Below are 12,043 nucleotides of genomic sequence, written 5' to 3' on the forward strand. Positions count from 1 at the left end.
GCCCTACCAGCTTGCCGAGATATATTGGGTTTCCATGAATTCGAGCATGCCCTCATGGCCGCCCTCGCGGCCAAGTCCGGACTGCTTGACGCCGCCAAACGGGGCTGCCGGGTCCGAGACAAGTCCACGGTTAAGGCCAACCATGCCGTATTGGAGTTTCTCGCAGACCTGCAGGCCACGCTTCATATCTTCGGTGAAGACATAGGCGACGAGGCCATATTCGGTGTCGTTGGCGCGGCGAATGACATCGTCCTGATCGGAGAAGGTCTGGATCGCCGCAACCGGACCAAAGATTTCGTCATGCACGCAAAGGGCGTCTTCGGGCACGCCCAGCAGCACAGTTGGCGGATAGAAATACCCCTTGCCTGACGGCGTCTTTCCACCCAGACGCAATTCGGCACCTTTTCCAATGGCGTCGTCGACGAATTCTGCCACCTTGCTGCGGGTGTCGGCATTGACGAGCGGGCCCACATCCACGCCTTGCTCGAGGCCATTGCCCATTTTGAGATCCGCCATGCGCGCGGTGAACCGGGTGGTGAAGGCTTCGGCGATGGCCTCATGAACATAGATACGGTTGGCCGCTGTGCAGGCTTCGCCGAGATTGCGCATCTTGGCGAGCATCGCGCCTTCGACCGCAATGTCGATATCGGCATCTTCGAATACGATGAGCGGTGCGTTGCCGCCCAGTTCCATGGCCGGTTTCAGCACCTGGTCGGCCGACGCTTTGAGCAGTGTCCGCCCCACGCCGGTCGAGCCGGTGAAGGAGATGACCCGAACACGCGGGTCATGCAGCATCGCATCGACGACGGGACCGGTCCGGCGTGTCGGCAACACATTGACCACGCCCTTCGGTACACCGGCTTCTTCGAGCAGTGGCATCAGGGCAAGCATGGTCAGCGGGGTTTCCGATGCCGGCTTGATGATGACCGGGCAGCCTGCCGCCAGGGCCGGGGCGATCTTGCGGGTGCCCATTGCCGCCGGATAGTTCCACGGGGTCACCAGCACCGCGATGCCCGCGGGCTTGTGTTGCACCAAGATGCGCGCACCGGAACTCGGCGCCTGGGTGATCATCCCGTCCGCGCGTACCGCTTCCTCGGAGAACCAGCGGAAGAACTCTGCCGCATAGGTGGCCTCGCCCATGGCATCGGCACGGGCCTTGCCATTCTCGAGGGTGATTAGCCGCGCGAAGTCCTCGAGGCGTTCGGTGAAGAGCTCGAAGGCCTTGCGCAGCACTTCCGCCCGCTGGCGCGGCGTGCGTGCGGCCCACCCGGCAAACGCGTTTTGAGCTGCGTCTAAGGCTGCTCTGGCGTCATCGACCGTTGCCGAGGCGACAGACGCGAGCACGCTTTCGTCGGCCGGGTTGATGACATCGAAACGGTCGCCATCGGCGCCCTCACGCCACTGGCCGTCAATGAACAGGTCTGTATTCATGGCCGCATTCACGGCTCGGGGATTCATGTCCGGCATGATGGTCTCCTTGCACTCACAGGAGCTGGCGCAACGGCGTTTCAAGCCGCGCGGCAAACTCTGTGACCAACGCGATTGCGTCATTCTCGGTAAGGGCGTCTGGCCGCGCCTCGAGCGCGATCACCGTCTCGTTGCCGCTCCGGGTCAGGGTCACGACGGGCACCGGCCCGGCGCCGAGACTGAGGCCGGTGAGCCTTGTGGCCGTTAGATCGCGCAGCACGAGAGCCGGGCCATTGTCTTCGCCTGGTTCCGCGCCCGCCAGGCCCGCTATGTCTGCGTCAACAAAGCAACTTCTTCCCGACAGGGGGTCCTCGACGGCAACCGAAATGGGCGCTGACGGGTCGGACGCGTAGTTCCGAAGTGTCCCTGTCGCGAGGCCGGCCAGGATCGCAGACGAAGACACGGGACGGCCGGTTTCCTCGGTCAGCCATGTCCTCAGGGTCTCGATCCCGTTCGTCGGAATAGTTGCCGTCAGCCGGATCGCGGCAGGCGTTTCAGCAGCCGTCGCGGTGCCGCGATCAGGCAGGGTTCGAAGCGTTTCGAGGTCGGCGACATGGTAGGGCTGCTCGATGCCTTCGGCGATCAGCCGCGCCAGGTCGAGGCCTTGTTCCGCGGCAAGCCGCCGGGCCTTCGGCGACGCGAGTATCCGGCCATGGGGTGTGGGTGTGGTGGTGACCCGGCGGGGTCGCGCCGGGGCCTCCTTACGCTGCGGGGCGGGGGCGGGCTGTTCCTCCAGTGGCATTGGCCCCGTCCCGTCGACGCGTGCCGTGCGGGTTGCGTTCGTGCGGGTTGCATTCATGGGCTTCTCGGCGGTGATCACCGCGATCACGTCTCCCACGGGCACGGATTCACCGGCCTCGGCGCGCAGTTCAGCGACATAGCCGCTGTGTCCGGCTTCCACTTCCATGGTCGATTTGTCGGTTTCGACCTCGAGCAGAATGTCCTCTGCCTCAACCCGATCGCCGGGCTCCTTGTGCCACGCCACCAGAAGACCCGTGTCCTGCGTCATGCCGAGGGCCGGCATGATCACCGTGTTGCCATCGTCTGGCCCGGAGAGGCCGGTCTGCGTCGGTTCAGGCTCTGTCGTGTCCGTCCCAGTTGCGGTTTTGCCTGGTTCGGGCGCCGATCGGGCTTCTTCCGCGGTGTCGCCGATGACGGCCACCACATCGCCGACCGGGACATCGGAACCGGCCTCGGCGCGCAATTCGGTCAGATAGCCGTCTGCTCCCGCCTCGACCTCCATGGTCGACTTGTCGGTCTCGACTTCCATCAGCACGTCGCCTGCGTTGACCGGGTCGCCGACCTTCTTGTGCCAGGCGACCAGCAGGCCTGTGTCCTGCGCCATGCCCAAAGCGGGCATGATGACCTCATGCGGCATGAACGAGCTCCCCGCGGCAGATCATGCCAGCGCGTTCCGCCACTGCTTCCGGCGTGGGTACGGTGAGGTCTTCGAGCGCGGGGGAGAAAGGCACAGGAACATCCATCGCCCCCATGCGCTGAACCGGTGCATCGAGATGATAGAACGCCTTTTCGCCGATGCGTGATGCAATCTCGGCGGTGACGCCGAAGCTCTGGTGGCCTTCGTCGACAACGACCGCGCGCGACGTCTTGCGAACCGAATCGAGGATCGTGTCCTCATCGAGCGGCACAATGGTGCGCGGATCGACAATCTCCGCCGAAATGCCGTCCTTCTCGAGAAGTTCGGCAGCCTTCTGGCAGACCTGCACCATCGAGGAGGTGGCCACCAGCGTGACATCGCGGCCCTGCCGCACGATGTTGGCCTGGCCGAATGGCAGCAGAAACTCCTCTTCGGGTACCGGCGCCTTGTCGTTGTACATCAGCTTGTCTTCGAAGATCACGACCGGGTTTTCATCGCGGATCGCGGTCTTCATCAGGCCCTTGGCCTCAAAGGCAGAGGAGGGCAAGGCGACCTTCAGACCGGGGATGTGCGCGACCAGCGCATGCAAAGACTGCGAGTGCTGGGCCGCCGACCGCCTGGTCGCGCCGAGATTGGTCCGGAGCACCATGGGAACGTTCAGCTTGCCGCCGGACATGTAGCTGGTCTTTGCGGCCTGGTTGCACAACTGGTCCATGACCAGGAACAGGAAGTCGCCAAACATCAGGTCGACGATCGGACGCGATCCTGTCATCGCTGCGCCCACCGCCATGCCGACGAAGCCCGGCTCGGAAATCGGCGTGTCGATGACACGCTCGGTGCCGAATTCCTCGACAAGTCCGGACAGCACCTTGAAGGGTGTGCCGGCCTCGGCGACGTCCTCGCCCATGAGGAACACCGTGTCGTCGCGGCGCATCTCTTCGGCAATTGCTTCGTTCACGGCCTTTGAAAGGGTGATCTCTCGCATCGGGTGCTCCTCAGGCCGGCTCGTGGAAGACATGCATGGTGACTTCGCTGCCGTCGGGGTATTTCGCTTCTAGTGCGTATTGAACGGCTGCCTCGGCATCGGCGCGGACTTCGTCGTTGAGCGCGACCAGTTCCTCAGCGGTCATGATCTTTTCGTCCTCGAGCCATTTGCCGAAATTGGTGATCGGATCGCGCTTGTCCTTCCATTCGGCCTCTTCATCCTTCGAGCGGTAGTAGTCACGGTTGATGTCTCCGACATGGTGGCCGTGGTAGCGGTAGGTTGAGAGGTTCATGAAGAACGGGCCTTCGCCCTTGCGTGCGCGGGCGACGAGCTTTGTCGTCAGGTCGTTGACCGCCAGTACATCCTGGCCGTCGACCTCGAAGGCCTCGATGCCGAAGGCTTCCGCTCTTGCAGTTATCGAGCCCGCGGCGATTTCCTCGGTCTTGGTGTATTCGGAATAGCCGTTGTTCTCGCAGGCATAGATCACCGGCAGTTTCCACAGCGCGGCCATGTTCATGACCTCGTACCAGAGCCCCTGCGCGGTTGCGCCATCACCGAAGAAACAGACCGCCACATTGCCGGTATTGAGGCGCTTGGCGGTCAGCGCGGCGCCCGTGGCGATACCCATCGACCCGCCTACGATGGCATTTGCGCCGAGATTGCCGTGGCTCTGGTCGGCGATGTGCATCGAGCCGCCCTTGCCCCGGCAATAGCCTTCTTCCTTGCCGAGCAGTTCACAGAACATCTGCTTGAACTCGGCTCCCTTGGCCACGCAATGGCCGTGGCCACGATGGGTCGAGGTGATGTTGTCGCTGTCCTCGAGTGCCTCGCAAATGCCGACCGCCACCGCCTCCTGTCCCGAATACATGTGGGTCAGCCCCGGCATCTTGGCCGACAGATAGAGCTGGTTCGCGTTGTCCTCGAATGCGCGAATGCGGACCATTTGGCGATACATGCGGACATAGGCGTCGCTGTTGTTCCGGGTTGCCCGCTTGCTTGTGTTCCTGCTTGCGTTCCTGGTTGCGTTCCTGGCGGCCATGGCAGGCTCCTCAATACCGGTGGGAGATCGGCAGTTCTTCAGCCGGGAACAGGCTGATCACTTCGCAGCCGGTATCGGTGACGACAACCTCTTCCTCGATGCGGGCGGCGGAGTATCCGTCGGCGGCCGGGCAGTAGGTCTCGAGCGCGAACACCATGCCGGTCTGGATTTCCATCGGGTTCTCGAGGCTGATCACCCGGCTGATGATCGGCCGTTCGTGCAACGCCAGCCCCAGGCCATGGCCGAATTGAAGTCCGAAGGCGGAGAGTTCGTCGGGAAAGCCGAATTCCTCGGCTTTGGGCCAGAGCGAGGCGACCTTGTCTGTCGTGACGCCCGGCTTGATGGCCTGGATTGCGGCGTCCAGCCATTCGCGCGCCTTTACATAAGCGTCCCGCTGGGCCGGGGTCGACCGGCCGATATTGAACGTCCGGTAATAGCAGGTGCGATAGCCCTGATAGGACTGCAGAATGTCGAAGAATGCCTGATCGCCTGGCCGGAAGTAGCGGTCGGTGAAGTTGTGCGGATGCGGGTTGCACCGCTCGCCGCTGATCGCGTTGATCGCCTCGACATCGTCCGAGCCCATCTCGTAGAGCATCTTGTTTGACATCGCCACGATATCGCTCTCCCGGACACCCGGTTTCAGCTCTTCCCAGATCATGTGGTAGACGCCGTCCACCATCGAGGCGGCCTGGTTCAGCAGCTGGATTTCGTCGACATTCTTGATCTCGCGGGCACCGAGCATGACCTGCTGACCATCCACGACCTTGATGCCTTCATCCTGCAGGGCGAAGAACATGGCCGTCTCGGCATAGTCGACGCCAACGGGCATATCGGCGACGCCTGCCTCCTTCAGGAGTCCGGCAATCTGCTTGGCATATTTCTTCATCAAACCGAGCTGCGGCGGAATTGTGCCGCGCATGCCGGTCACTGCCGGCAGGCAATGGGCGGGGTCGAGCCAGTCGCAGAATTCCTTGTGGTGAACGACCGCCGAACCGAAATCCCATGTCCAGGGTTCTTCGTCGCCGGCGAGCAGGCACATGCGACACATCTTGTCGCGTTCCCATTCGCCAATTTTGGTGCCCGAGACATAGCGGATATTGTTGACGTCAAAGAGCAGAAGGGCGCCACATTCAGAGTTCTTGAGGGCCTGTTTGGCGCGGCTGAGCCGATACCGGCGGAGACGGTCGTGATCGACGCGCCGCTCGAAATCCACAGCGGTGTGTCCCAGCGCCGGCAAATGCTTGTCCCAGCGCCAGTTGGGGTCGATATCGCCCGGCTGCAGGATACGCGGATTGAGCGCGGTGGTATTCATGATTGCCTCCGATGGGCGCCTTCGCGGCGCGCCTTGTGCCTTTGAAGCGGAAAATGGTGATGGGGTCGCTTGCCCCCGGTCACTGGATGCACCAGCCGCCGTCGATATGGATCATCTGGCCGGTCATGTAGTCGCTCTCCGGGCTGGCCAGGAATGCCGCCGTTCCCTTCACGTCGTCCGGGTAGGAGACCCGCTTGATCTGCAGGGCATCGTTGACGATGTCTTCGTAGGCCTGACCTTCGCGCTGCTTGAAGCCGATATCGACGAGGTCCTTGTCGAGTTGTTCCCACAGGGGTGTGACCACCACTCCCGGGGCATATCCGTTTACGGTGATGTTGTGCTCCGCCAGCCCGATGGCGCCGCAATGGGTGAGGGCCAGACAGCCATATTTCGAGGTGCAGTAGACGGTGACGTCGACCAGCGGTTTGCGCGAGGCGATGCTGCCGACATTGATGAGCTTGTAAGGGTAATCCTGCTTGCCCTGGGCGATCATCTGGCGGGCGGTTTCCTGCATCCCGAGCCACATCGCCTTGGTGTTGACGTTCATGATCAGGTCCCAGTTGTCCTCATCGATGTCCATGAAGAACCGGGGCTTGTTGAGCCCTGCATTGAACAGGCCGACATTGATCATGCCGAATTCGTCTACGGTCGCCTTGACGGCGGCAGCATTGTCTTCGCGACTGGTCACGTCGAGCTTGACCGCGATGGCCTTGCCATTGCCGGCCTTGTTGATCCGCTCGGCCGTTTCCTGGGCGCCATCGAGGTTGATGTCGCCAATGCAGACATTGGCGCCCTGTTCGGCAAAATGCTCGGCGTTGGCCGCGCCCATGCCGCGCGCAGCGCCCGTAATCAGGATGTTCTTGCCCTTGAGCCGGTTCGGATCCATGTCTTCCTCCCTCGTATTCTTCTAGTTTCTCATGACGTCTTCTGTTCTGGCCTGAGCGCGCTGTAGCGCCTCGCGCGGCGTGGCGATGCCGCGCAGCATGTCGTGGAATTCCTGTCCGCAGATCTCGATGATGTCGCCGATCTGGGGCACCGGGGGGCGCGGCCAGAACTGGAGTTCGTCGCGCCAGGACATTCCGTCTACTGCTTCGAAAATCGGAGACAATCCGCGCACTTCGGGATCGGCCCCCACCGAGTAGCGTGGCGAAGTCCGGCTGCCGTTCTGCACATAGAGTTTTTGCGCTTCCGGCGAAGTGAAGGCGACCAGCGCCTCGACGGCATCGCGGCGGCGTTCCTCGGGCAGATTGGTGGGAATGCTGAGGACATAGCCGCCTACCGGCGCGATCGGCGCACCATGGGGGCCGGCGGGATGCGGCAGATAACCGGTCTGGCTGCGCGCCGGCGAGGTCGGGTCGAGCTCGAAATAGGGCGCGAGCAGGGTGTAGCCATAGGCCATCGCGATCTTGCCCGCAGCATAGGGGCGGACGCGCTCATACCAGGACATCGACAAAATGTCGGGCGGCGAATATTGGGCCAGAGCCAGCAGGTATTCCGCAGCTTCGAGCCCGGCGGGCGTATCGATCGTGGGGCGTAGCGTTTCGCTGTCGAGATGCCGGGCGTCGAAACCGCCGGCAATCTCGCGCAGGTTGAAGACAGGTTGACCGAAGCCGGCCAGCGTCATCATGAACTGGTGGCCCAGAGCCGTGCCCCTCGCCGCATTCCAGGCGATTCCATAGCGGCCATGGGCGGGATCATGGAATTCGCGGGCGGCCCGCAACACCGCGTCCGTGGTCGTTGGCGGTTCGAGTCCGGCCTGCGCGAACAGGTCCCGGCGATAGAACAGGAGCTCCGGCGTTGTCTGGCTGGGCACGCCATAGGGCCTGCCGCCCCAGTGCGCCGCCTGCCAGCCGGCGGTGTGAAAGTCGCCCGGATCGAGCCGGTCGGTGTCCATGATCTCATCGAGCGGCTGCAGCATGTTGTTTTCGACGAATTCGCCGATCCAGGGCAGGTCCACCGCGATGATGTCGTAGCGGCTGGTCTTGCGCTGGGCGTTGCGCCTCGCTTCCTCATGAAGCCGGTCGATGGAAAAGGCGCGCTGGCTGATCTTGGCGCCGACCACCTGTTCGAACTGACGCTTGAGCGTGTCCATGACCATGAAGGTCGGGTCGCCGTGGACCAGGATCCGCAGGCCGCCGGCCAGCGTCAGCGGTTCCGAAAGAACGCTGGGTGGCTGGATCGAGTGACCGCCCATATAAGAGCCGCCGAAATAGTAGTCGCGGGTTTCCGCTTCCGCATTGCTGGCGCCAAAGGTGTTGATGCTCAGGCGTCGGATGCGGTCGCTCATCTTCGCCCAGTCCTCGATCAGTCGAAGGCTGGGATGCAGCGTGAAGCTCTTGCCGGTGCGCGTGCGTGGGCGTTGTTCGACAAGCCCGGCGGCGATCATCTCGTTCAGGCGCCTGAGCGCCGTCGCATGCGGCACGCCAGCTGCAGCGGTCAGGGATGACGGTGTCACCGCTGTGGCTTCCAGATGCGTGCGCATGAGATAGGTGGCCATCTTGAAGTAGGGGTCCGTTGTCGAGAGTTCGAGCGCGGTTTCGGTTTCCAGTTCGAACGCCTCAAGGAAAGCGAGGATTTCCAGAAGCTCGGCCCTTGTCCGGGGCGATACTGGATGGTCCTGGCGGGGCAGGTGGGCATTCGGCCGGAGTTCCGGTTCGTGCTCTCTGATTTCCGCCAAGGCAGACATCTTGTTTTTTCCCGGTGTGGATTTCTTGCCGTCTTCCATGGCGTGTCCTCTCAGATTGTTCATTTTGAAAAACTGGCGACAGAAGCGAATTGTCCATTCTGAACTAAAAATTGTTCAATCTGAAAATTATTGGTGGCGCTTTGAGGGAATGATCGCCGCACTGTTTGAGTGCCCCCAGTGCTGCGGGGTTGCCGCTGTCAAAATCGGCCAGAACAGCAGCCAGCAAGAATTGGTTACGGGAGGAACACACACTATGAACACCACAATGAGAAATTTGATCGCCGGGACGACTGCGCTGGCAGGCGTCGCGTATGCCGGGCCGCTTCTGGCCCAGGAGACGATCACCGTCGGCATCACCCAGAACAATGTGGGTGTCGACAGCTATCAGACGACCTATGAGCAGGCCTTCATCGAATCGGCCGAGGCCGATCCCTCGGTCGAGGCCGTGGTGCTTGATGCGGGCGGCGATGTTGCCCGTCAGATCGCTCAGATCCAGGATCTGGTGCAGCAGGGGGTCGATGCCCTGATCATCTGGCCGACCAATGGCAAGGCCGTTGTGCCCGCCGTCCGGGCAGCTGACAATGCCGGCATCCCCGTCGTCATCACCAACTCCAACATCGCCGAAGAGGGCTTCGACTTCATCGAATCCTTCTCAGGTCCGGACAACATCACCCAAGGTTCGCGCTCCGCGGAGATCATGTGTGACAAGTTCAAGGAGATGGGGATCGAGAGCGAGGCCAAGATCGTCCAGATTTCCGGCCAGCCGGGCTACACGACCGCCATCGAACGGGCGCAGGGCTTCGAAGACCGTCTCCCCGAGGTCTGCCCTGATGTGGAACTGCTCGAGACACAGCCGGGCGACTGGAACCGCGAGAAGTCCCAGCGCGTGATGGAGGCCTTCCTCGTCAAATATGACGATATCGACGGCGTCTATGCGGGTGACGACAATATGGGCGTTGGCGCCCTGAATGCGGCCAAGGCGGCAGGCCGTGAAGGGATCATCTTCGTGGGGGCGACCAACTTCGCCGTCGGTTACGAGGCCATGGGCCGCGGCGAATACTGGGGCTCGATCTATCAGTCCCCGGTCGATGATGCGAAGAACGCGCTGGCCACGGCCAAGGCGGTTGTCGCCGGCGAGGACGTTCCGTTCCTGAACTACTTCGATACGCCGAAGATCACGCAGGACAACATGGACCAGTTCACCAAGCCGGTGTTCTGATCAATCCTCCCTAGGTGCACGCGGGCCCCGTTTTCGGGGTCCGCGCATGCATCCAGACCCCAAAGGTACTTCCATGGGACGAGTGGGCGGACGAGTTTGTCTCGTTACTGGCGCAGCCCGGGGAATTGGACGGGCCATCGGTGAAGCGCTGCTTGATGAAGGCGCGGATGTCTGCTTCGCCGATATCGATGCGGACAGGGCCGGTGAGGTTGCCGAGACGAACCGGCAACGCGCGGCAGAAGGCGGAGGCCGGGTCATGTCATGCGGTGTCGATGTGACCAACCGCGATGCGGTGCGGGCCATGATCGAAGCGGTGGTTGGCGAATTTGGCCGGCTCGACGTGAAGTTCAACAATGCCGGTGTGAACAAGCCGATGAACTTCCTCGATGTGACCGAGGACAACTGGAATTTCATCATGGGCGTTAACGGGCTGGGCGTTCTGATCGGCATGCAGGAAGCTGCCAACCAGATGATCACCCAGGGGCATGGCGGCAAGATCATCAACACCGCCTCGATCGCCAGCCGACAGGGTTTTGACAATGTGGCTCCCTATTGCGCCTCGAAATGGGCCGTCGTCTCGCTGACCCAGTCAGGCGCCCGCGACCTCGCCAAACACGGCATCACGGTCACCGGTTTCGCGCCTGGCGTGGTGCATACCGAGATGTGGGACAGCGTCGACCGGGATCTCATGGAGATCGGGGCATCCGAAGAACCGGGTCAGGCGATGGAAGAATTCGCCTCCGATATCCTGCGCGGGCGGGTCGCCAAACCGGAAGATATCACAGGCACGACGACGTTCCTGGCGTCGCCCGAAAGCGACTACATGACCGGTCAGATCGTGATGATCGATGGCGGAATGACATTGGTCTGACTGGTCCGACCGCCGGGTTTGGTGCGTATCAGAAGAATACGCACCAGCCCGGTTCACGCACACAAGGAAGCACAGCGAATGTCTTCGATTGCGCAAAAGCTGACTGGTGGTGACCTCAAGGGTCTTGTGGCCCGGAACGGCATTTTCATTGCCTTCATCGCCGCCATGATCGCGTTCGGTATCGGTTCGGACAAATTCCTGAGCTTCGATAACCTTGAAAGCGTGGTCAGGTCTTCGGCCATGATCGGGGTGATGGCCCTCGGCGTGACCGTGGTGGTCATATCGGGAAACCTCGACCTTTCCGTCGGTTCGATGTTGTCCTTCGGCACCGTCATGGTTGTCGATCTGCACGACAAGATCGGCCCGGGTCCCGCCATCCTGGTCATGATGGCCTGCGTTCTGGCGCTTGGCGCCTTCAACGGCTTCCTGATCGGTTTCGTGCGTCTCAATTCATTGATTGTGACGCTCGGCATGCTCTCTGCAATCCAGGGGCTGACCCTGATTTATTCAGGGGGCAAGAATGTCGATATCGATCCCAGCACCCAGGATACCACCTGGTTCCGCGTGTTCGGCCGCGGGGATATCGCCGGTGTCGACATGCCGATCATCATCTTTTTCGGCCTGGCGTTGATCGTGGGCATGATCGTTGCCTTCACGCCCTATGGGCGGCGAATCTACGCGGTGGGCGGCAATTCCACCGCCGCCGTATTCTCCGGCATCCGCCGCCGCCGGGTCGTGTTTTCGACCTATCTGGTGTCGTCCTTCTGCGTTGGCGTTGCGGCGATCATTCTGGGCAGCCGGGTGATGGGCTCACAGAATAATGTCGGACAGGGATACGAACTTCTGGTGCTCGCTGCAGTGATCCTTGGCGGGACATCATTGCTTGGCGGGTCCGGCAGCATTCTCAAGACCGTCATCGGGGTTCTGATCCTGGGCTTCATCCAGAACGGATTGTTGCTGCTGGGATACCCCTATTTCGCGCAATGGATCGTGACCTGGATCGTCATCATCCTAGCTGTCTGGCTCGATGTTGCAGCCAAGCGCGGGCGACTGCTGTCGTCGATCAGCTGAGGGAGGAGTAAGGGA

The 12,043-nt window shown here is 61.9% G+C and carries 10 protein-coding genes; 3 read left to right on the forward strand and 7 right to left on the reverse strand.

What is annotated here, in order from left to right; all coding sequences use genetic code 11:
- Positions 1-3: 3 nt before the first annotated feature.
- From G489_RS0116825 to G489_RS0116855, 7 genes are all read right to left on the reverse strand, one after another.
- Positions 4-1,467 (reverse strand): NAD-dependent succinate-semialdehyde dehydrogenase, encoded by a 1,464-nt coding sequence (locus G489_RS0116825; protein WP_245578952.1) that lies wholly within the window; start codon positions 1,465-1,467, stop codon positions 4-6.
- A 16-nt stretch (positions 1,468-1,483) separates the two neighbouring features.
- Complete coding sequence (locus tag G489_RS0116830) at positions 1,484-2,845, reverse strand: biotin/lipoyl-containing protein (RefSeq protein WP_029042493.1); 1,362 nt, start codon at positions 2,843-2,845, stop codon at positions 1,484-1,486.
- Entirely contained in the window at positions 2,835-3,830 is a 996-nt protein-coding gene (locus G489_RS0116835) for an alpha-ketoacid dehydrogenase subunit beta (protein ID WP_029042494.1), read from the reverse strand. Before G489_RS0116835 ends, G489_RS0116830 begins: the two co-directional genes overlap by 11 nt.
- A gap of 10 nt (positions 3,831-3,840) precedes the next feature.
- The gene (locus tag G489_RS21215; RefSeq protein ID WP_035873244.1) at positions 3,841-4,869 is read right to left on the reverse strand and encodes a thiamine pyrophosphate-dependent dehydrogenase E1 component subunit alpha; all 1,029 of its coding nucleotides are present in this window, start codon (positions 4,867-4,869) and stop codon (positions 3,841-3,843) included.
- A 10-nt stretch (positions 4,870-4,879) separates the two neighbouring features.
- Entirely contained in the window at positions 4,880-6,181 is a 1,302-nt protein-coding gene (locus G489_RS0116845) for a M24 family metallopeptidase (RefSeq protein WP_029042495.1), read from the reverse strand.
- A gap of 79 nt (positions 6,182-6,260) precedes the next feature.
- Entirely contained in the window at positions 6,261-7,067 is an 807-nt protein-coding gene (locus G489_RS0116850; RefSeq protein WP_029042496.1) for an SDR family NAD(P)-dependent oxidoreductase, read from the reverse strand.
- Positions 7,068-7,088: 21 nt separating this feature from the next.
- Positions 7,089-8,867, reverse strand: coding sequence for an ABC transporter substrate-binding protein (locus G489_RS0116855; RefSeq protein WP_245578954.1), 1,779 nt, complete (start codon positions 8,865-8,867; stop codon positions 7,089-7,091).
- 265 nt (positions 8,868-9,132) lie between these two features.
- Here G489_RS0116855 and G489_RS0116860 point away from each other — a divergent pair, with 265 nt between their 5' ends.
- From G489_RS0116860 to G489_RS0116870, 3 genes are all read left to right on the forward strand, one after another.
- On the forward strand, positions 9,133-10,086 hold the full coding sequence (locus G489_RS0116860) for a sugar ABC transporter substrate-binding protein (protein ID WP_245578956.1): 954 nt from the start codon (positions 9,133-9,135) through the stop codon (positions 10,084-10,086).
- Between the two features lie 73 nt (positions 10,087-10,159).
- Entirely contained in the window at positions 10,160-10,957 is a 798-nt protein-coding gene (locus tag G489_RS0116865) for an SDR family oxidoreductase (protein ID WP_029042499.1), read from the forward strand.
- 78 nt (positions 10,958-11,035) lie between these two features.
- A complete protein-coding gene (locus tag G489_RS0116870; RefSeq protein ID WP_029042500.1) occupies positions 11,036-12,028 on the forward strand; it encodes an ABC transporter permease in 993 nt (330 codons plus the stop codon).
- The last annotated feature ends 15 nt before the right edge of the window (positions 12,029-12,043 follow it).

The organism is Cucumibacter marinus DSM 18995, assembly GCF_000429865.1.
Lineage (GTDB): Bacteria > Pseudomonadota > Alphaproteobacteria > Rhizobiales > Devosiaceae > Cucumibacter > Cucumibacter marinus.